The sequence below is a fragment of the Parabacteroides hominis genome (assembly GCF_014287585.1).
Taxonomy (GTDB): domain Bacteria; phylum Bacteroidota; class Bacteroidia; order Bacteroidales; family Tannerellaceae; genus Parabacteroides; species Parabacteroides hominis.
This window is the reverse complement of sequence record NZ_JACOOJ010000023.1, coordinates 64,341-84,435: the sequence shown is the minus strand read 5'-3', so window position 1 is coordinate 84,435 and position 20,095 is coordinate 64,341. Positions and strand designations below refer to the sequence as shown.

16 protein-coding genes and 3 tRNA genes are annotated in these 20,095 nt (G+C 46.9%); 1 reads left to right on the top strand and 18 read right to left on the bottom strand.

Going from position 1 to position 20,095, the window contains the following annotated elements:
* Positions 1–270: 270 nt before the first annotated feature.
* The 4 genes from H8S65_RS13240 to H8S65_RS13225 form a co-directional block, all read right to left on the bottom strand.
* Positions 271–354 (bottom strand) — tRNA-Leu (locus H8S65_RS13240).
* A 9-nt stretch (positions 355–363) separates the two neighbouring features.
* A tRNA-Leu gene (locus tag H8S65_RS13235) sits at positions 364–445 on the bottom strand.
* Positions 446–496: 51 nt separating this feature from the next.
* Positions 497–572: transfer RNA gene (locus tag H8S65_RS13230), tRNA-Gly, on the bottom strand.
* 100 nt (positions 573–672) lie between these two features.
* Positions 673–1,443 (bottom strand): SGNH/GDSL hydrolase family protein, encoded by a 771-nt coding sequence (locus H8S65_RS13225; RefSeq protein WP_186930424.1) that lies wholly within the window; start codon positions 1,441–1,443, stop codon positions 673–675.
* Between the two features lie 110 nt (positions 1,444–1,553).
* Between H8S65_RS13225 and H8S65_RS13220 the strand changes: the two genes are divergently transcribed.
* A complete protein-coding gene (locus tag H8S65_RS13220) occupies positions 1,554–2,438 on the top strand; it encodes an NAD(P)-dependent oxidoreductase (protein WP_186930423.1) in 885 nt (294 codons plus the stop codon).
* Here H8S65_RS13220 and H8S65_RS13215 read toward each other — a convergent pair.
* From H8S65_RS13215 to H8S65_RS13150, 14 genes are all read right to left on the bottom strand, one after another.
* Complete coding sequence (locus H8S65_RS13215) at positions 2,421–3,209, bottom strand: aspartate dehydrogenase domain-containing protein (RefSeq protein WP_186930422.1); 789 nt, start codon at positions 3,207–3,209, stop codon at positions 2,421–2,423. The genes H8S65_RS13220 and H8S65_RS13215 overlap by 18 nt on opposite strands.
* 11 nt (positions 3,210–3,220) lie before the next feature.
* Positions 3,221–4,045: a purine nucleoside phosphorylase I, inosine and guanosine-specific gene (locus H8S65_RS13210; RefSeq protein ID WP_186930421.1), complete on the bottom strand. Its 825-nt coding sequence runs from the start codon at positions 4,043–4,045 to the stop codon at positions 3,221–3,223.
* Between the two features lie 268 nt (positions 4,046–4,313).
* Positions 4,314–5,576: an amidohydrolase gene (locus tag H8S65_RS13205; RefSeq protein ID WP_186930420.1), complete on the bottom strand. Its 1,263-nt coding sequence runs from the start codon at positions 5,574–5,576 to the stop codon at positions 4,314–4,316.
* Positions 5,573–6,883, bottom strand: a complete 1,311-nt coding sequence (locus H8S65_RS13200; protein WP_186930419.1) for a DEAD/DEAH box helicase — start codon at positions 6,881–6,883, stop codon at positions 5,573–5,575. The genes H8S65_RS13205 and H8S65_RS13200 overlap by 4 nt, the downstream gene beginning before the upstream one ends.
* Before the next feature lies 1 nt (position 6,884).
* Positions 6,885–8,279, bottom strand: a complete 1,395-nt coding sequence (locus tag H8S65_RS13195; RefSeq protein ID WP_186930418.1) for a dipeptidase — start codon at positions 8,277–8,279, stop codon at positions 6,885–6,887.
* A 28-nt stretch (positions 8,280–8,307) separates the two neighbouring features.
* Complete coding sequence (locus H8S65_RS13190; RefSeq protein ID WP_186930417.1) at positions 8,308–8,652, bottom strand: HigA family addiction module antitoxin; 345 nt, start codon at positions 8,650–8,652, stop codon at positions 8,308–8,310.
* An 8-nt stretch (positions 8,653–8,660) separates the two neighbouring features.
* The gene (locus H8S65_RS13185; protein ID WP_186930416.1) at positions 8,661–8,978 is read right to left on the bottom strand and encodes a type II toxin-antitoxin system RelE/ParE family toxin; all 318 of its coding nucleotides are present in this window, start codon (positions 8,976–8,978) and stop codon (positions 8,661–8,663) included.
* A gap of 69 nt (positions 8,979–9,047) precedes the next feature.
* Positions 9,048–9,635, bottom strand: coding sequence for a cob(I)yrinic acid a,c-diamide adenosyltransferase (locus H8S65_RS13180; protein WP_186930415.1), 588 nt, complete (start codon positions 9,633–9,635; stop codon positions 9,048–9,050).
* A 6-nt stretch (positions 9,636–9,641) separates the two neighbouring features.
* Positions 9,642–10,973 (bottom strand): cobyrinic acid a,c-diamide synthase CobB, encoded by a 1,332-nt coding sequence (locus H8S65_RS13175; protein WP_186930426.1) that lies wholly within the window; start codon positions 10,971–10,973, stop codon positions 9,642–9,644.
* Positions 10,973–11,800 carry a 3-methyl-2-oxobutanoate hydroxymethyltransferase gene (panB, locus tag H8S65_RS13170; protein ID WP_186930414.1) on the bottom strand — a complete coding sequence of 276 codons (828 nt, stop codon included), beginning with the start codon at positions 11,798–11,800 and terminating at the stop codon, positions 10,973–10,975. Before panB ends, H8S65_RS13175 begins: the two co-directional genes overlap by 1 nt.
* A gap of 46 nt (positions 11,801–11,846) precedes the next feature.
* Positions 11,847–13,730 carry a TonB-dependent receptor plug domain-containing protein gene (locus tag H8S65_RS13165; RefSeq protein ID WP_186930413.1) on the bottom strand — a complete coding sequence of 628 codons (1,884 nt, stop codon included), beginning with the start codon at positions 13,728–13,730 and terminating at the stop codon, positions 11,847–11,849.
* Positions 13,731–13,820: 90 nt separating this feature from the next.
* Complete coding sequence (gene nikR, locus H8S65_RS13160) at positions 13,821–14,222, bottom strand: nickel-responsive transcriptional regulator NikR (protein WP_186930412.1); 402 nt, start codon at positions 14,220–14,222, stop codon at positions 13,821–13,823.
* A gap of 802 nt (positions 14,223–15,024) precedes the next feature.
* A complete protein-coding gene (locus H8S65_RS13155; RefSeq protein ID WP_186930411.1) occupies positions 15,025–16,635 on the bottom strand; it encodes a SusD/RagB family nutrient-binding outer membrane lipoprotein in 1,611 nt (536 codons plus the stop codon).
* Positions 16,636–16,647: 12 nt separating this feature from the next.
* On the bottom strand, positions 16,648–19,947 hold the full coding sequence (locus H8S65_RS13150; protein WP_186930410.1) for a TonB-dependent receptor: 3,300 nt from the start codon (positions 19,945–19,947) through the stop codon (positions 16,648–16,650).
* Positions 19,948–20,095: the final 148 nt, after the last annotated feature.

Here is a 20,095-nt window from a genome sequence, read left to right as displayed (position 1 = left end):
CAGTTCTCTTTTATTTTTTACTTATTTCTGTAGGATTACTTCCCGAAGAGAGACAATTGAGAAGACCAAAGATGTTTTAAAAATAAAAATGGATAATAAACGGGCGGCATAACAAAAAAAGAAGGCATCCTTTTCAGACACCTTCTTTTTTATTCAAGTAAAGCATGGATTCTATACCAATGGACATACCGGACAGGAATGGGAGGAGGATACAAAAACAAAATAGTCCATATAATCAGCTTTTGAAACTAACTATATGGACTATCTGTGTACGCAGGATGAGACTTGAACTCACACGCCGTAACCGGCACTACCCCCTCAAAGTAGCGTGTCTACCAATTCCACCACCTGCGCGAGAAAAGGTGCCCAGAACAGGACTCGAACCTGCATGCCTCTCGACACACGCACCTGAAACGTGCGCGTCTACCAATTCCGCCACCTGGGCCTTTCTTCAGTACATTAAAAAAAGCGGCCTCATACCGCCTCTGTTACCGATTGGAGCGGAAGACGGGACTCGAACCCGCGACCCTAACCTTGGCAAGGTTATGCTCTACCAACTGAGCTACTTCCGCGATAACGGGTGCAAAGATAGAGGTATTTTTTTATTCTCCAAAACCTGACTGCACTTTTTTTGCACTATTTTTACAGTCCGCACCCGTCCAAAATCATATCTTACTTTAATCCAGTCGCTTCCATCCACATGTTTGCCATCAGTTGGCGACCGGGCAAATCGGGATGCACACCGTCATTCGACCAATAACGTGCCGGAGCCAGCTTCACTGCTGCATCGAAACCCGACTGGAAGGGAACGAATACGGTATTGAATTCCTCCGACAGTTTACGGGCGGACTTGCGGAATTCATCGAACATCGGATACCATTTGGAATCTTCTATAGCCGCCCCGTCACGCAGAGTGAAGGGTTCGCAAAGGACTATTTGCGTATTCGGGAGTTTCTCTTTCGTATATTTCAACAAGGCACGCAGATCGTTTTCGTATGTCTCGACCGTTCCTTTATAACCATGTGTCAACGTATGCCAGTAATCATTCACCCCGATCAGAATACTCAGGACGTCCGGCTGGAAAGCAAGGCAATCGATCTCCCAGCGTTCTCGAAGCTGATAGACTTTATTACCGCTGATGCCGCGGTTGTAAACCTTAGGCTGCAAAGCCGCTTTCCTCTCCAACAACTGCGTAGCGCAAAAGAGCACATAGCCGCTACCGAACTGTTCCATCGTATTGCAACGGTTACTATTCTTGTCGCGGCCGCAGTCCGTGATGGAATCTCCCTGGAACAGGATCACACAATCTTTTTTCAGATTAATCTTCGGAGCATGTACAGATGTATTTTCTTTTACAGCGGCTTTTGCGATCTCCGGGATCATCAGGGCGCCGAACCCTGCCAACGCTCCCTTTTTAAGGAAGTCTCTTCTGGAATTCTTCATGGGTAGAAATAAGTTTATTTTATTACATTGATTGAATTGAATACAAAGATAGAAACTTTACAAAAAAACGTATCTTTGTTTCTTCATATTTTCAAAAAGAATAATTTAACATGTTTAGTAAAATAGTTGCGATAGAGCCGGTCAGTTTGATTCCTTCGGCAGAGAAAGCGTTGCATACGTTTGCAAATGAAGTAGTGATGTACCCCGATATTCCAGCAGATGACGAGGAGATCGTCCGTCGTATCGGCAATGCCGACGCGGTACTGCTGAGTTACACTTCGAGTATCCGCCGCGAAGTAATGGAAAGATGCCCCAATATCAAATATATCGGCATGTGCTGTTCGCTTTACTCACCGGAAAGCGCTAACGTCGATATCATTTATGCCAACGGGCACGGCATCACGGTCACAGGCATCCGGGATTATGGAGACGAAGGAGTGGTCGAATATGTCATAAGTGAACTGGTACGTTGCTTCCACGGGTTTGACGGGCCGGCCTGGGATGGCGACGTCCGTGAAATCACCGGGCTAAAAGCAGGTATCATCGGCTTGGGTAAGTCGGGTGGCATGATCGCCGATGCACTCCGGTTCTTCGGTGCGGAAATATCTTATTTTGCCCGCAGTGAAAAGGAATGGGCACGTGAGAAAGGATATCGTTTCCTTCCTTTGGACGAACTGCTCGCACAAAGCGAAGCCCTGTTTTGCTGCCTGAACAAAAACACCGTCCTGCTGCACGAGGCCGAATTCCAGAAGTTGGGTGATAAAAAGATACTGTTCAACACAGGACTGTCCCCTGCCTGGGACGAGGAGCCGTTCGTCAAATGGTTATCAGGCAATAACCTCTGTTTTTGCGATACCGTCGGCGCTTTGGGCGGCACTCACCTTTTGAAGCATCCGCATGTACGATGCGTACAGACCTCAACAGGCCGCACCCGCCAGGCATTCGACCGCCTGAGCGAAAAGGTGCTGGCCAATCTTTCAGAATACAACGGGTGAGACAATATTCAGCAGGGTGTTCACGACCGACCATCCTGCTATCTCCGCAGTTGCGCTATACACGTCCACGACGGCATGCACCTGATCGTTCCTGATCTCGACTTTCTGCGTGTCTCCCTTAAATCCGGGAGTCGACTGTATGGTCACCTGCATGGCTTCCGGGCCGACAGAGGCGCGTGAGGCGGCCACCGTGACGTTCACTTTCGTAGGGAACAGGCGGATGGCTTCCACGGCATTGCCAGTAAACACCACTTTTCGTTCGTTTTGCAGAGCATCCTCATAAACCGGAGTTCCCTTCAAAGCGTCAGGTCCCTTCTCATTGAAGAAACGGGCTGTCGCATTCCCCATCAAGGCAGCCGTACGCAAAACGTCGAATCCTCCGGTAGCTCCCGAAGCGATATAAATACGTGTCCCGTTCTCTTTAGCCGTTTCGCATACTTCCCGGTAAAACGAGTCGTCGGCCAGCGCACCGATCGAAAGGGTAACGATGGAAGTTCCGTTCTTCAAAGCCGGAACGGCGAACTCCCGAAGAGCGGTCGGAGAAGCAGTCTCCACCAGTATATCGGGTTTCAAGGCCAGCAATTCATCTGCCGTAGTACATACTGTACAACTTTTTCCGATCTTTTCCATCTGGCCGGCAATACGTTCAGCTTTGGCAGCCGTACGCGAATAGACTCCCACCAACTCATATTCGGGCAATAATCCTTTAACGACAGCTTCCGAAACTATTCCGGCAAGCCGTCCGCATCCTACTATTACAAATGTTTTCATGTCAACAAAAGTTATATTTTGGCAACCAATTCCCGGAAAAGGACGGTCATAACCGCAGCCGCTTTATTGGCTGCTACAATCACATCGGCCCCGTCGTTCACAAAATCATCGGCAAAATGATAGCCTTCATTCGTTATCACGGACATACCGAATACACGCAGGCCGGCATGACGGGCCACGATCACCTCCGGAACCGTACTCATTCCGATCGCATCGCCTCCTACCCTTCCGTAGAAAGCATACTCTGCCGGAGTCTCGAAAGAGGGGCCTGTCAGTCCGACATATACGCCTTTCTTCAACGAGATACGGTGGGATGCGGCAATTTCTTCGACAAGCCCGATAAACTCACGGTCATACGCACGCGTCATATCCGGGAAACGGGTTCCGAACTGTTCGTCATTCGGGCCGATCAGCGGATTAGGCATCATATTGATGTGATCGCGTATAATCATCAGGTCACCGACTTTGAAACTCGTATTGATACCGCCTGCCGCATTGGAAACCAACAGGTTTTTAATCCCCAACAGCTTCATCACCCGGATCGGGAACGTCACTTGCCGCATCGTGTAACCCTCATAATAATGGAAACGTCCCTGCATGGCAAGCACCTGTTTTCCTCCTAACCTGCCACAGATGAAGTTTCCTTTATGCCCCGCGGCTGTCGAATGCATAAAATGCGGGATCTCAGCGTAAGGAATAACCACGGCATCCTCAATCTGGTCGGCAAGGGAGCCCAAGCCGCTACCTAAGATAATAGCTGTTTCCGGATTACCGGTAATACGGGACGACAAGTAATCAGCCGCTTCCCGATAAAAAGCATTGTCATTTGTATTCATATACGTTCTAATTTATTTTTCATACGGACAAGAGAATGGATAGCCCTTGAGGAAACTTTGGTTTCCTGCCGAGGAAACTTTGGTTTCCTGCCGAGGAAACTTTGGTTTCCTGCCGAGGAAACTTTGGTTTCCTGCCGAGGAAACTTTGGTTTCCTGCCGAGGAAACTTTGGTTTCCTGCCGAGGAAACTTTGGTTTCCTGCCGAGGAAACTTTGGTTTCCTGCCGAGGAAACTTTGGTTTCCTGCCGAGGAAACTTTGGTTTCCTCGCCTACGATTCTTTCACCAACTTATAGGCAAGCTCGGCTGTCCGCTCCATAATCTCCTCCTCGCCCGGAACCTTTTTATCTTGCATCAGGATTTTACCATCACAGATAACGGTATCGATACAACTGCCGTTCGCTGCATATACCAGGTTGGAGACAAAGTTATGATTCGGGATAAAAGCCGGAATGTTCAAGTCGACCAGGCAGAGATCAGCCAGATAGCCTTCGGCAATCCGTCCGGCTTTCAGCCCGATAGCCGAAGCACCGGCTTCTGTCGCCGCCTTGAATATTTCACCGGCAGGAATCGCTTCCGGATCTTTCCTCCAGGCCTTGCCTAAAAGCGAAGCGAGCTTCATTGCCTCGACCATATCCAGATTATTGGAAGAGGAACAGCCGTCAGTCCCTAAAGCGACGGTCACACCGGCTTTTCTCATCTCACAGAACTTGAACCGGATGCCGGAAGCCAGCTTCATATTGGAGGCAGGATTGTGTACGACCTTCACATCATGATCGGCCAGCATGCGGATTTCGTCGTCATCGACATAGATGCCGTGTGCGATAATCAGACGAGGAGACAGTACACCCAACTTATTCAGGTAACGTACAGGCGTCAGGCCGAACTTTTTTACTGAGTCCTGCACTTCTCCTTCCGTCTCTGCCAAATGCAGATGGACAGGGGCATCATGTTCCGCGGTAAAACTATGTATCCATTTAAGAAGTTCACCGGAAACCGTATAGATGGCATGAGGACCGGCGGCATACCGTATCCGGTCACTGTAATTCCCGACCACTTCCGCCATCAGCTTTTCATTCTCTCGCTTGCACCGTTCCGCCAACTTCAGATTGAAGCCGTCGAAGCAGGCGCCCGCCACCAACGCACGCATTCCCATCTCTTCCACCGCATCGGCAGTCGCCTCGTATTGATGATACATGTCGGAGAATGTCGTCGTCCCGCTTTTTATCATTTCAAGGCAGGCCAGTTTTGTACCCCAATACATATCTTCATACGTCAACTTATCCTCATTCGGCCAAATCTTCTGTTCCAACCAGGGCATCAACGCCATGTCATCACCGAAACCACGGAAAAGCGTCATAGCCGCATGTGTATGTGCATTCACGAAGCCGGGTATCAAAGCCTTACGCTTTCCGTCGATTACCTGATCCGCCTGAACTTGCAAGTCCGTACCGATGTGCCTGATCTCATTTTTCTCAATATAAACATCTTTCACGGCATCATTCAATAAGACGCCTTTTATCAATATGCTCATATAAACTTCGCTTTCATGTTCTTTATCTTTTCATCCCGGATGCGATCCAGCAAACCGGAAAGTTTGTCCTGCTTGACAGCAGCAAAAGCACAGCTTTCTTTTATCTCGACAATGCCTAAATCATCCTTATCCAGTCCCCCTTTCTGGAAGAGGAAGCCGACTACATCCTTCTTACTCAGTTTATCTCGTTTTCCCCGGTTGATCGTCAGCGTCACCCACTCGGAACGGACGGGCTTCTTTGCTACTTCCGGCAGGAAAAACTCATCCGGCTCGCGGGTGATATATTCGGGAACCGTCTCTTCCGCATTCAAGATCAGATAAGCGACTCCTTCTGCGTTCATACGGGCCGTACGTCCGTTACGATGCACATACGCCTCTTCACTCACCGGAAGATGGTAATGGATCACATTCTTCACTTCCGGAATATCGAGACCGCGGGAGGCCAAATCGGTAGAGATAAATACGGTAGCACTGCCGTTACGGAAATGCGACAAGGCACGTTCGCGTTCCGGCTGTTCCATCCCTCCGTGGAAGTATTCGTTATCCACATCCATTTCGGTCAGGTAGTTGCTCACCCGTTCCACCGTCTCCCGGTAATTGCAGAAGATAAGGGCAGAACCGCCTTTCAGTTCGCCTAAAAGTTTGTACAAGGTTTCCAACTTGTCCTTAACGGGAGACTTGACCACACGCAGAGTCAGTCCTTTCGACTCCTTCACATCTTTCAAGAACGACAACCGCACCGGAGCCGTGATTCCAGTGAAAGCAGGAATATCGACTGCTGCCGTTGCCGAAGTCAGCACCCGGCGGCGCACGCCGGGAAGATGTGCTAAGATCTCCTTCATTTCAGCAAGGAAACCCAGTTCGAGCGATTTGTCAAACTCATCCAAGATCAGCGTACGCACACTGTCCAGGTCGATATTTCCCCGTTCCAAGTGGTCGACGATACGTCCCGGCGTCCCGATCAGGACCGTAGGCGGATGTTCGAGGCTCTTCTTCTCCGTGCGGATAGGATGCCCTCCGTAGCAACAATTCACCTTATATCCGGCCCCCAACGAACGGAATACCGTTTCGATCTGCAAGGCCAGCTCACGGGAAGGAGCGATGATCAAGGCCTGTATCTTTTTGTCCTCATCCGTCAACGTCGTCAGCAAAGGCAAAAGGAAAGCCAGCGTCTTGCCTGATCCTGTCGGACTGAGCAGCACCATGTCTTTTGTCGTCCCGGCATCCAGTACCGCCTGCTGCATCTCGTTCAAAGCAGCAATGCCGGTATTGGCAAGCGCACGGGCGACTATTTCATTATTCGTCATATCAATTGAATCGTTTATAAAATTCGGCTACCGACTCGATCCCCTTGTAAAAGAAATCAAGCGTACAGCTTTCGTTCGGCGAATGGATCGCATTCTGTTCGAGGCCGAATCCCATCAGGACGGTCTTGATGCCCAACACCTGCTCGAAGGTCGAGATAATAGGGATACTTCCACCACGGCGCACGGCCAACGGACGTTTGCCAAAAGCTACGGCAACGGCATCTTCAGCCGCCTTATAAGCGGGAAGGTCGATCGGGCAGACATAGCCCTGTCCACCGTGTTTAGGCGTCACTTTTACCTTGACATAAGCCGGAGCCACACGGGTGATATACGCTTCAAACAGTTTTGAAATCTTCTCATGGTCCTGATGTGGAACCAAACGGCAGGAAACTTTGGCATAGGCTTTGGAAGGAAGGACCGTCTTGCTGCCCTCTTCCGTATAACCGCCCCAGATGCCGCAGATGTCGAAGGATGGACGGCAACTGTTACGCTCCAACGTCGAATAACCTTTTTCACCAAACAGTTCATCCACTCCGATAGCGGCCTTGTATTTGGCTTCGTCAAACGGGATTTGTGCAATCATTTCGCGTTCGGCAGGGGAAACTTCCTCCACGTCATCATAGAAACCGGGGATCGTGATCCGTCCGTCGGCATCGGTTATGTCAGCCATCAATTTGCACAACACATTAATCGGGTTGGCGACTGCACCCCCGAAATGCCCGGAATGCAAATCACGGTTGGGGCCTGTCACTTCCACTTCCCAATAGGCCAATCCGCGAAGACCGGTGGTTAACGAAGGTGTTTCGGCACTGACCATGCTGGTATCGGAAACCAGGATAACATCTGCTTTCAACAATTCTTTATGTGTACGGCAGAAGGCTTCGAGGCTCGGCGAACCGATCTCTTCTTCTCCTTCGAAGATAAATTTCACATTACATTTCAGCAAATCCAGATTCAGGGCGGTTTCGAAGCCTTTTACCTGCATCATGGCCTGCCCTTTATCATCGTCCGCACCACGCGCCCAGATACGACCGTCCCGGATTTCGGGTTCGAACGGGCGGCTCTTCCACAGGTCGAGCGGCTCGGCGGGCATTACGTCATAGTGCGAATAGACCAAAACGGTCGGAACATCACGTAGAGACGCACTGCCGTGCGTCTCTACACCGTCCGTCCCCATCATCTTTTCCCCATACACGACCGGATTGCCTTCGGTCTGCATCACAACCGCTTTATCGGCACCGGCGGCAAGCAGGAGTTCTGTCCAGCGTTTTGCACATGCCTCCATATCAGGCTTATGTTCATACTTGGCACTTATCGATGGAATACGGATCAAAGAGAAAAGCTCTTCGATGAAACGGTCTTTGTTGGACTCGATATACTTTTTTACGGATGTCATATTTATTCTTATTTTTAGTCTTTTCCCACTACAATACTGCTACCATTTTTCTAATGTTGGCAAGTCTTTCTAAAAAGGATTTATCAGATTTTGCCATTTGCATATCATACCGGGTTTGCTGACGAATCCAAACTTCTGCATCGATGCCAAGCGCAGCTTCAAACAAAAGAGCATATTCTGTCGAAACAGAACGCTTACCATTTAATATTTCATTAAGCAATGTCGGAGAAATACCCATTTGTGCTGCAAGTTTCCGCTGAGAGATACCCCGATATTCTATCTCATCTTTTATCAATTCGCCCGGATGTATCGGTTCGGACGGAGTCAAATTATTGGCAATCATTTTAGGATCAATACCTTGAAGTGTAATCATAGCTACAATCATTTATAATGGTTTGACAATTCTATTATATTACATACTGTAACAATCGGTTCTTCCATCGAATCTCTTACAGTAAATTCAACCCGATATCTATTATTCACCCGCATAGATGAAATACCAGCCTTATCACCTTTCAACACCTCATAATTCAAGGAATTTATCAAAAGAAGTTCTTCTACCTTCTTGGCATCCAAAAGAAAATCTATACACTTTTGATAACGCCTTATAACATCAGGTTGGAAACGATGCTTCTTATCCTCGGCTTTTCCTTTCTCGTAAAGATCACGCAAATATGCTTCTTCAAATGTAACAACCATATTGTTCTCGTATTTACATACAAATATAATGTATTCTTTCCTGATTCACAAAAATGTGAACCATTTCTTTTATGTATCTTCAGGCATTGTTCCGCCTTTCCGCTTATACAAAAACGACTGCCAACGTTCCTCCACATTCCCCTGGCAAAACATTTCATAGCGTGCCATTGTAAAAAACAAATCGGAGAGGCGGTTCACGAACTGCATGATCTCAGGTGATACCGGATCTTTCCGGTTCAATGTCCACAGACGGCGTTCGGCACGGCGTACGATCGTACGGGCCAACTGCAAGTGAGCGGAAACCAAAGAACCGCCAGGCAGGATAAAGTAACCGTTATCTTCCATCTTCGCCGACAAGGCATCGATCTGTTCCTCGCAAACAAGAACCAGATCATCGGATATTTTGTTCGGATTCTTATCACGAATAGCCAACGGAGTCGCCACATGTGACATCACCGCCATCATCTCCCTTTGTATGTTTCCCAGCAGACCCTGCCACTCATGTTCAGCCGGGAGCAATGCACGGATAATGCCTATTTCGGCATTCACTTCGTCCAACGTCCCGTTCGCTTCGATCCGGATATCGTCTTTATCCACCCGCTCGCCTCCGTGAATCCCGGTGCGGCCTTTATCTCCTCCACGCGTGTATATTCTCATATCAATTTATTCCTTTCCGAACAGATAATTGGTAAACCATTCGTTTCCGGCCGGGTCCGCCCAATACAAATGCGTATATCCGGCCCAAACATTCTTATAACGATAAAGCGGAGTATCCGTTTCCACTCCTTTGGCAGTATAAGCGACAGCACAGGACGGAAGCGGATTATTTTGTTCCACCAGGCGGGAATAGTGGAACTCATGCCCTTTCAGGCGGGCATCGTTATACAATAAGGTACGATATCCCAGACGCAACTTCATATTCTCCATGGTCGCAGACTGGTGCAACACGCCTGCCATCGGATAAACGTCTCCATTTTTATCCCGTATCTCATCACATAGATACATCATACCACCACATTCGGCCAGCAACTTCCCCCCATTCTCGGCATACCGGCGAATGGATTGAAGCATCGGTTTGTTTGCCGATAAAGCAGCAAGATATAACTCAGGATAACCTCCGGGAAGGTAAACGAAACCGGCTTCCGGCAAAGAAGTGTCTGTCAACGGGCTGAAATAAGTAACTTCCCCTAAATGATGCAGATAACGGATATTCGCTTCATACATAAAATTGAATGCAGCATCGCGGGCAATCGCAATAGGAAAAGAAGATTCACGGTTATAGGTACGGCGACCTGCGGACGTAGGAACGGCAACTGTCTCAACCGGTTTCGTCAACTCCAGCAACCGATCGATGTTTACATGCTTCTCGACAAGTTCCGCCACACGGTCGGCAAACTCTTCAAAGCAGAAATCTTCATCGAGCGACAACCCTAAATGGCGGCTGGGGATCTCCACATCCGCACACTTGGGAAGATATCCCAACGCCTCGACTCCGGCATCTTCACAGGCCTGTTTCAAAAAGGAATAATGGCTTTCGGAAGCGACAAAATTAAAGACAGCTCCTACTATTTGTACTTGCTTGTCGAAGTGTTTAAACCCGTACAATAAAGGAGCCACTGAATATGCCGTACTTTTCGCATTCACAATCAGGACTACCGGTATTTTCAGCATACAGGCAATTTCCGCGCTGCTCCCTTTCATACCGTCATATCCGTCAAACAGTCCCATCACCCCTTCGGTCACCGCCACATCCGCTTTTTCCGCATAGCCGGCATACAAGTCACGCACATGTGCCTCCGACATCATAAACAGATCCAAGTTCACGGACGGATTGCCGGCTGCCATCCTATGATGGCGCGTGTCTATGTAGTCCGGCCCGCATTTAAAAGGCTGCACCTTGAACGAACGGTTCTTCAAGGCACGAAGTAAACCGAGCGTAAAGGTTGTTTTCCCGCTCCCCGATGAAGCAGCACCGATCAATAGATGACACATTATTAATATTGTTCCTTCTCGTTCGGGAAATCTTGCGTCTTTACATCTTCAATATATGCCTGTACAGCACGGGTTATTTCTTCTGCCAGATTCGCATAACGACGCAGGAAACGGGGAGAAAATCCCTGGTTGATCCCTAACATGTCATGCATAACCAACACCTGTCCGTCCACGCCGCCGCCAGCACCGATACCGATAATCGGAATAGTCAACTCGGAAGCGACCTGTGCAGCCAAAGCAGCCGGAATCTTTTCCAATACGATAGCAAAGCAACCGATCTCTTCTAACAGATGAGCATCTTCAATCAACTTCTTCGCTTCCTCTTCCTCACGGGCACGAACCGTGTATGTTCCGAATTTATTAATGGACTGAGGCGTCAATCCCAGATGTCCCATGACAGGAATACCCGCACACAGAATGCGTTCGATAGATTCCCTAATTTCAGAACCGCCTTCAAGCTTGATGCAATCCGCATGCGTTTCCTTCATCACACGGATAGCCGAAGCCAACGCTTCTTTCGAGTTACCTTGATAAGTACCAAAGGGCAGGTCCACCACAACCAACGCACGTTTAACGGCCTTCATCACCGATTTGCCGTGATAGATCATCTGGTCCAACGTGATCGGCAGTGTCGTTACATTACCAGCCATTACGTTGGAAGCCGAATCGCCCACCAGGATAACATCCATACCGGCCTGGTCGATCAGTTGAGCCATCGAATAATCGTAAGCAGTCAACATGGAAATCTTCTCTCCACGCTGTTTCATTTCTATCAGGCGGCGTGTGGTCACCTTTCTATTATCCTCTAAATCCCTCTTTGCAACTGACATAATGATTTTTATTAAATGTTACAGGACGCAAAGGTATACAAAATGTTTAGAAAGTGACATCGATTCCTGCCATAAAGGTTGCCTTCGGCATTGGATAGCCCTCGTTTATCGAATAGCGGGTAGCCGTCAGATTCTCGCCTTTTACAAAGAGCTTCAAACCCTTATCTAACGAACCGAAACGATAGGAAGCGCGGGCATTCAGAACCGTGTAGTCCTCTTTTTTATTATCTTCCGGCGTCTTTCCAACCGTGGTATAAAGATCGAAAATAGACTGTACACTCATATTAAAGGTAAAACGTCCGGGCGTATAGGTAGCACTGGCATATAATTTATGTGCCGGAGCCGCTTCTATTTCCTTATTCATATATAAATAGCTGTAATTCATATCCAGATTCAGGTTCTTACAAACCTGATAACCGGCTTCGAACTCTATACCTTTATTATAAAAGCGCCCGATGTTGGACATCTGCCGGTTTACAACCGAAATCATGTCCTTGCCATCAATATAAAAAGCAGTCAGTTCGGCATGTAAACGATTATCCAGCAGGAATTGGCCGATAGACAACTCATAAGTCAACATACTTTCCGGTTTCAGATCTGGATTCGCTTTCGAATAAGGAAGATAAGAAATATACAATTCACGCAACGTAGGACTTCTATAGCCTTTAGAGAAAGACCCTTTTATCGTATTTCCTTCAAACGGACGAATCGCAAAACCGGCCTGCGGAACCCACTCTCCCCCATAAGCACTACTATGTTCATAGCGTACCCCGGCATTCAAACTCAAAATATCAAACAAATCCTGCTGCATGATGGCATACCCCGCCACTTCATGGACCGATTTATCGACAACTTCCCCGATCGTACCTTTAATCGAATCATTCCAGGCATGTCCGCCCCAATTCTTATAATCGACACCAGCCGTAAATGTATTCCCTTTCACCAGGCGGAACGACTGGTATAACTGGATTCCCGTATTATGGTCGTCCGAATAAAACAGGAACGGGCTCGGTTGCTCTCCTTCCGAATAGCCGTCGTTGATTTTATGATGCCCCCAATTATAGAAAACACGTAGTGCCCCACTTGTTTTCTCATGATGATTCTCCAATGCAAAAGAGGTTGTTCCACGCAAGATATGCATCACATGATCAAACTTGGGAGCGGTGATCATACCAGGATCTTCCGTATTATATTTAGCAAGACTTAAATTTCCGGTCACTTTATAATGGTCATCAATCCGATATCCCAGGTTTGCAAAACCATTCGTGATATCAAATTTTGAATCAGGCCGGTGCCCATCCGTACGATCATGATTGACAGATATGAAACTACTGAAGTTTCCGACATTATATCCATTGTTAATCATATACTTCTGCGTATTATACGAACCGAACATGACACGTGCCTGCGTACGGCGTCCCTGCTGCTTATGCTGGCGGGTAATTATATTAACAACCCCTCCCATTGCATTAGAACCATACAGCAAAGAACCGGGTCCGCGGATCACTTCCACACGCTCTATATCCGAAGCCACATAGGTGTCAGGCAAAGAATGCCCGAACACTCCTGCCCATTGCGGCTGCCCGTCGAACAGCATCAACACCTTGTTGCCCTGTCCGACACCACGAATATTCACCGTTCCGGCCGATCCGGAAGAAACTCCAAAGCCGGTAATTCCTTTTTCTGTCACAAACAATCCCGGTATACGTTCTGACAGTACCGGTAACAATGCCGATTCGCTGCTCGCTTCGATTTGGTCCCGGTCTATCACCGAGATAGTAAGCGGTACACTGCTCCGGTTCACTTGTACCTTATTTGCCGAAATCACAACCCCCTGCAAATTAATCAGACTATCGATTGCAGCCGGATCATTTGCAAAAACCAGAGAACTGCACAAAAGCCCGGAGGCAAGTAAAATTACTTTTTTCATCTCTCATCTATGTATTAAATTTCTACTGTCAAACGCTTAATCGTGTCACACTTTTCATAATTCGTGCTACCATACGGATAAAAAATATATCTAATCCGCCCGGCTCATAACCAATTTACCATGCTTAAGCCCCTTTATCGTAGTCAACCGGTCCGACAGTTCAGTCAAACGGTAAGCCGTACCCATCACGGTCGCGATGTGCAGACAAAAATTCCGGTTCACATAATATTGGGAAGAAGACAGGATAACATCCTGATAATTTTGTTGGATATCGGCAATCCGGGAAGTAATCTCCTTTTTTACCTGATCGTACATAAGGATAATCGTACCCGCCACAATATGGTTACACTGCCATTTCTTTTCAGCGACATTCTTCTCCACCAGAAAACGAATAGCCTGCGAACGATTGGCAAAACCATTCTCGCTCACATATTGGTCTAACGATTCCAGCAGGTTATCTTCCAATGAAACACCAAAACGCTTTAAAGACATATACAGCTCTTTTATTAAAAATTCGGGCATAAAGGTAGTATATTTTTTATATCAAAGGGTTGTATAAATGGTAAAAAGTAGAATTTGAAAAAGATTTTTTTATTAGGCTTTACATTATCTTTCCTTCCTACACCTGCACAAAAAAATACTTCTGCTCATGCGATATATTTCGTGGTTGAAACGCCTCCTCGCCCCAATCGCCCCAATGACTTATTGTAAAAAACATCTTTAAAACGGCTTACAAACCTCTTGTCAAGTGTCTTCTGAACAATTGTATCCAAGACGAAAAAAGTAGTTATGGAAACGTCTTACTCATGAATTGCGCAGAAAATTTCCGCGACGACCGTCTTCATCGCCATGAAGTCAATGTTCATACATAGTGAACTCGGCAACTCGGAGCAGCAAAGACGGTCGTCAGGGCGATGAAGACGGTCGTCAGGAAATCTTCCGCCGCAACCTCCGAAAAGAGCCTTGCCTCCCTTGCTATATTTCTGTATCCTCCTTCATATTCTCTCAAATATTCGATTCTCCGGGAGTTAAACTTTTCCGGGATGTAAGGAATCATGGAAAATCAATTGACAGATGCAATGCTATTTGGGAAACCCTGGCAGCTGATCAGTCTATTATGTTAGAAAAAGGATCAAACAAGTAGAAAAAAGACAGATTGGAATAGCGATCGTTTTCTCTTGAAATAGAAAAAAGAGGGGTTATTGTAAAAATTTATGGGAGCAGACTTTTCACAAGCCCGCTCCCATTATAATCTAATCGTTCTAACTTAAAATATTACAGAATCAAATGTTTCTTAAAAGTTTCTGCCCATATCCCACCACAGACGAGTTCCGCCCGTATCAGGACCGCCCAATAACTGAAGCAATTGTTCGTACTGCGTCGGATTGTCGCTGATCAATGCCTGCGGATAGAACAGACGGCGGATCATGATATCCGTATCGATCGTTCCACCACTATTGTTGACAGCTACCTTAAACAGTTTCGGATATCCTGTACGTCTTTGTTCCGTCCAAGCTTCGCAACCTTCCGGATAGATCGCCAGCCATTTTTGTGTAATAATCTTTTCCAGTTTTTGTTCGTTGGAAAGAGCGTTGTCCCACTTTGGCGTCACTTTGGAGACAGCAGCCACATCAAACTTCGCGTCGAATGCATCCTTATAATCGGCCGGAACTTTCTCGCTTGCCAGATAGTCGGAAACGTTATCAGCTCCCCACTGTGCAAAAGAAGTTTCGACACCTTTCTTATAATACTCGCCCGGATCGCCGGAAATATATCCACGAAGAGCCGCTTCGGCACGCAGGAACCAGATTTCGGCAGCCGTCATCAGAATAGCATCCGTGTTCTGGGCGACCGTACTGGCCGAATGGTCGCTATATTTTTTATGCGTGACTCCCGTTCCCTGGCGGACTCCCTTATAAGTTCCGGCAATATTGAATAAAGCTCCTTCAGAACCACCGGAAGCCGGAGTATAATATTTAGAAATACGCGGATCGTCATATCCTACCAGGAAAGATTCCATGCTTGCATTCATAAAGACTTCACCCCAACCCTTATTGATTTCCCCCAACGGGTTCGTGAATCCGCTTGTCGTAGCATTCACTGCAATTACGTCCGCCGGTTCTTCCAGTACGCCACCTTCATCAGACAACGCTTTTTTAACCTCTTCGGCAGCTTTAGACGGATCGACAACGGATAAACGGATAGCCAGGCGCAAACGCAAAGAATTGGCAAATTTGATCCAGTCGCCATAAGTCTGGTTCGGTGTCAGATAATCTGATTTCTTAAAAGGATTTTTATCCGGATTGGCCGCTACATACGAACGGATAGCCACCAATGCTTCGTCCAGATCGGCAAAAAATGCATAATAAGCCGTTTTCATATCTTCCGGTTCGGAACCGGTACTTTCGCCGTAATTCGTATAGATCAGCGGTCCGTAGATATCGGCAATACGATGCATCAGTTCCACCTTCAGGATTTTAGCGACACCCAGAAATTCAGGCCTGTCCGCATTCCTGCGTTCTGCATTCTTGGCTGCGGTCATTATATATCCATAAGTATAAGTCCAGTTGGAAGAAGTCCAGCCATCGTTCAAGTGATAGGTGGAGTTGTTGCTATTAAAACTACCGTTCATATCATGGAAATAACCGGAGAACATATCGGCTTCCAGATTCTGCATCGTCTGGAACGGCCAGTTCTTGCCACCACCCCAATCATAGTTGAAATAGATACCTTGTTCAACGATCGTAAGCGGCAAGGTGTAGTACATATAATCGTACGATTGCAGTTCCTCGTTAAAACCGTTTGTTTTCGTATTCTGCGATTCGAAGTCCTCCGTACAAGCCATCAGTCCGGCCACTCCTGCAATAAAGAACGCAGCTATATATTTATTGAATTTGCTTTTCATAATACTCTTTTTTTAGAATGAAACCTTCAGATTAAAACCTAAGCTCCGGGTAGTCGGCATACCGAACACATCCACACCCTGGTTGCCATTGCCACTGGACAAGCTGGCATCCGGATCGAACGGAGCATCTTTATAGAAGAAGAACAGGTTACGGGCAACAAATGAGAGTTGCACATCCTGGAATACTTTCGATTTCTCCATCAACTTTCTCGGGAACGTATAGCCTAAAGAAAGTTCACGCAAACGAACGTTTGTAGCATTATACATATAATATTCGGAACATCCGTTACGTCCGCCGACCCGGCTATAGAAAGCTTCTATATTTTCTTTTTCAATACGTGTACCTTCCAAATCGATGAAACCGGCATTACGGGCATCGGCTGTAGCCTGTGTCACGCCTTTGGAATCCAGGTCGGCCTGTGTGATAGACAATACATCACCCCCAAAACGGCAGTCAACCAGGAAATACAAAGAGAAATCTTTATAAGTAAAGGTATTGCTCCATCCCAGCAAAGCATCCGGGTTTGAATTACCGACCTTCACATTATTACCGGTATTTACATTCGGCAAATTGTTTTCATCAAAAATGATCTTGCCGGCTTCGTCGCGTTCGAAAGCATTTCCGTACAGGTCACCCAGCGAACCGCCTTCTTTAATACGCATCATATACATCATACTGAAGCCCTCGTCCCCATAAGCGAACGATTTCAGGTCCGGATGCAATTTCACTACTTTGTTCTTGTTGGTTGAGAAATTGAATGAAGACTTCCAACGGAAATCATTTGTCATAACCGGTGTGACGCCAACCGTTAGTTCCACACCTTCGTTCTGGATATTACCTGCATTTACGTAATAATATTTATACGGTGCACCTGCAAACGACGGCATCTTCAGCAACTGGTTCTTCGTATTTGTCTTATAGTAAGTGAAATCCAAATCCAAACGGTAATTGAAGAACTTCCATTCCGTACCGACTTCCCAGGATGTGCTCAATTCAGGTTTCAAGTTATCGAAAGCAGCCGCTTCGTTCACGATGATCTTACCGCCTGCACCAATCATATCGACAGGATTACTTACATACAGAGGAATATCGTTACCCACTTTAGACCAGGAGCCTCTCAGTTTACCGAAGTTGATCCATTCCGGCATATCGAGCGAATTATTCATGATCCATGACAAACCGACCGACGGATAAAAGAAACCTTTATTCTTATGTTTGGTGAATGCCAGTGTGGAAGACCAGTCGTTACGGGCCGTAACATCCAAATACAGGCTTTCTTTCCATCCCACCTGGGCTGTCGCGAATATAGACTGGAGCGTACGGCGCTGGTTGATGATCTCGTCACAGCCGGCCGATGTGTTCATATTGATATTGGCAACAGTAAATACGTTCGGATAATAGAGGGAAGCCGTCTTGGAATCCAAGCGTAACTCGTCTACCCGCGTACTGTTGATACTTGTACCTAAGGCTGCATTCAAAGACCAGTCGTTCCATTTCTTGTTAACCATAGCCATAACATCTCCGTACAACAACATTTCCGTATGGTTCAGGTCGATGTAGCGACCGTTCGTACCGGCGATATCGACCGAGGTCGTTGCATACATTTTCTGCTGGAACTTATCGTTCGTATAGTCCACATTCCCACGAGCCTGGATTTTCAGCCAGTCTGTAACTGTCACGGCCGCAGTCAATGAAGCCAACGCACGGTAACGCTTGTCGCGGCTTGTCACACGATTCACCAGCCAATAGGGGTTCTGCTCAAAACTGTTAATAGCCGTATGCCAATTCTGTACCGGCATATTCCGTTCGAAATCGATCGTTTCGTATCCATCTCTGTAGGGAGCCATATCCTCGCCACGCGGAAATCCGTACAGCCCAACCAGTGGATTCATATAATAACCACCGGAGGTCGGGCGGTTCTTGATAGACTGCGTCATCAGATTGACGTTGGCATCGATATTCAGGCGATCGTCAAAGAACTGTGCCGTTTCACGGAAGTTCAGGTTATGCTTCTGCAGTTTGTTCTTTTCTACGATACCGCTTGCACTGGTATTTGCATAAGAGAAATAAGTCTGCAATTTATCGTTACCTCTTGTCAGTGACAACGAGTTGATAGCCGTTACCCCATTCTGGAAAAAATCGCCTGCATTATCATAATCTTTCAGGTTCCCATCTTTGCCCCAACTCTGGTCGTCCTTACGACCGTAATTGTTCTGGAATTCAGGAAGACTGATTGCATGATCGACCGTCAGGTTGGAAGAGAAAGTAACGCGCTGCAAACCAGCCTTACCTTTCTTTGTCGTGATCAGGATCACACCGTTGGCAGCCTGCGAACCGTAAAGGGCGGCAGCAGAAGCCCCTTTCAGGATACTCATGCTTTCGATATCGTCCGGGTTCAGGTTGGAGATACCGTCACCGGAGTCACGGTTACCACCGTTATTTTTACCTCCCATTGCGGAAGAGGCTTGTTCGCTGATCGAGTTCAACATCGGAACACCGTCGATCACATATAAAGGCTGGTTGTTTGCATCTGCATTGGCAGAGCGTACACCACGGATCGAAACCTTTGCCGAACCACCCAGACCGGATGAGTTCTTATTGATCTGCACACCGGCCGTCTTACCAGCCAATGCCGTAATCATGTTCGGATCTTTGGCACGTGTCAGTTCGTCACCTCCAACCTGCTGGCTTGAATAGGTTAAGGAAGCAGCTTTCTTCTTGATACCCATGGCAGTCACAACCACTTCATCTAACTTCTGCGTATCTTCGGACAAAGTCACATCGATAGTAGCCTGTCCGCCATATTTCAACTCCTGCGAATCGAATCCGATATAAGAAAATACCAATATGGCATCGGCCGGAACATTGTCGAGCGTATATTTACCATCTATATCGGTAATCGTCCCGTTTGTCGTTCCCTTCACCAAAATATTAGCGCCGATAACCGGTTCGTTGTTCTTATCGACAACCACACCCGACACGCGTTTACCCTGTTGCTGCATGACAGCTTCTTTCTTATTCAGGATAATCTTTTTGTTAACAACGGTGTAAGCGATATCGCTATTACCGAACATTTTATTCAGTACATCAAAGATATTCTTTTCGTTTACACTGACAGAGACCTTCTTATTTATGTTGACCACGTTAGCATCATAGATAAAGGAGAAGTCCGTCTGATTCTCTACCGCTTCCAGCACGTTGGCAATCGTACTGTTCGACATTTCCAACGATAAAGTGGTATTCTGGGCATAGGAATTGTTTGCTACTGCAATGCCGAGACTCAAAAAAAGAAATACAACACTTAATCTCATAACTAATGGTATTTTTAGGAAAAAAGCGTAACTTTCCTTTCCTATAATTTCTAAGGTTACAATTTTATTCATATTTTTGTGATGCTTATTATTTATAATAAAGTTATTTGTGAGCTGCGTCAACAGCTTTTTAGACTTTTCATGCGGG

Excerpts from the sequence above, each read along its gene's own strand:
- H8S65_RS13225 (WP_186930424.1), bottom strand. The coding sequence starts at position 1,443 with ATGAAGAATTCCAGAAGAGACTTCCTTAAAAAGGGAGCGTTGGCAGGG.
- H8S65_RS13220 (WP_186930423.1), top strand. The coding sequence starts at position 1,554 with ATGTTTAGTAAAATAGTTGCGATAGAGCCGGTCAGTTTGATTCCTTCG.
- H8S65_RS13215 (WP_186930422.1), bottom strand. The coding sequence starts at position 3,209 with ATGAAAACATTTGTAATAGTAGGATGCGGACGGCTTGCCGGAATAGTT.
- H8S65_RS13210 (WP_186930421.1), bottom strand. The coding sequence starts at position 4,045 with ATGAATACAAATGACAATGCTTTTTATCGGGAAGCGGCTGATTACTTG.
- H8S65_RS13205 (WP_186930420.1), bottom strand. The coding sequence starts at position 5,576 with ATGAGCATATTGATAAAAGGCGTCTTATTGAATGATGCCGTGAAAGAT.
- H8S65_RS13200 (WP_186930419.1), bottom strand. The coding sequence starts at position 6,883 with ATGACGAATAATGAAATAGTCGCCCGTGCGCTTGCCAATACCGGCATT.
- H8S65_RS13195 (WP_186930418.1), bottom strand. The coding sequence starts at position 8,279 with ATGACATCCGTAAAAAAGTATATCGAGTCCAACAAAGACCGTTTCATC.
- H8S65_RS13190 (WP_186930417.1), bottom strand. The coding sequence starts at position 8,652 with ATGATTACACTTCAAGGTATTGATCCTAAAATGATTGCCAATAATTTG.
- H8S65_RS13185 (WP_186930416.1), bottom strand. The coding sequence starts at position 8,978 with ATGGTTGTTACATTTGAAGAAGCATATTTGCGTGATCTTTACGAGAAA.
- H8S65_RS13180 (WP_186930415.1), bottom strand. The coding sequence starts at position 9,635 with ATGAGAATATACACGCGTGGAGGAGATAAAGGCCGCACCGGGATTCAC.
- panB (WP_186930414.1), bottom strand. The coding sequence starts at position 11,800 with ATGTCAGTTGCAAAGAGGGATTTAGAGGATAATAGAAAGGTGACCACA.
- H8S65_RS13165 (WP_186930413.1), bottom strand. The coding sequence starts at position 13,730 with ATGAAAAAAGTAATTTTACTTGCCTCCGGGCTTTTGTGCAGTTCTCTG.
- nikR (WP_186930412.1), bottom strand. The coding sequence starts at position 14,222 with ATGTCTTTAAAGCGTTTTGGTGTTTCATTGGAAGATAACCTGCTGGAA.
- H8S65_RS13155 (WP_186930411.1), bottom strand. The coding sequence starts at position 16,635 with ATGAAAAGCAAATTCAATAAATATATAGCTGCGTTCTTTATTGCAGGA.
- H8S65_RS13150 (WP_186930410.1), bottom strand. The coding sequence starts at position 19,947 with ATGAGATTAAGTGTTGTATTTCTTTTTTTGAGTCTCGGCATTGCAGTA.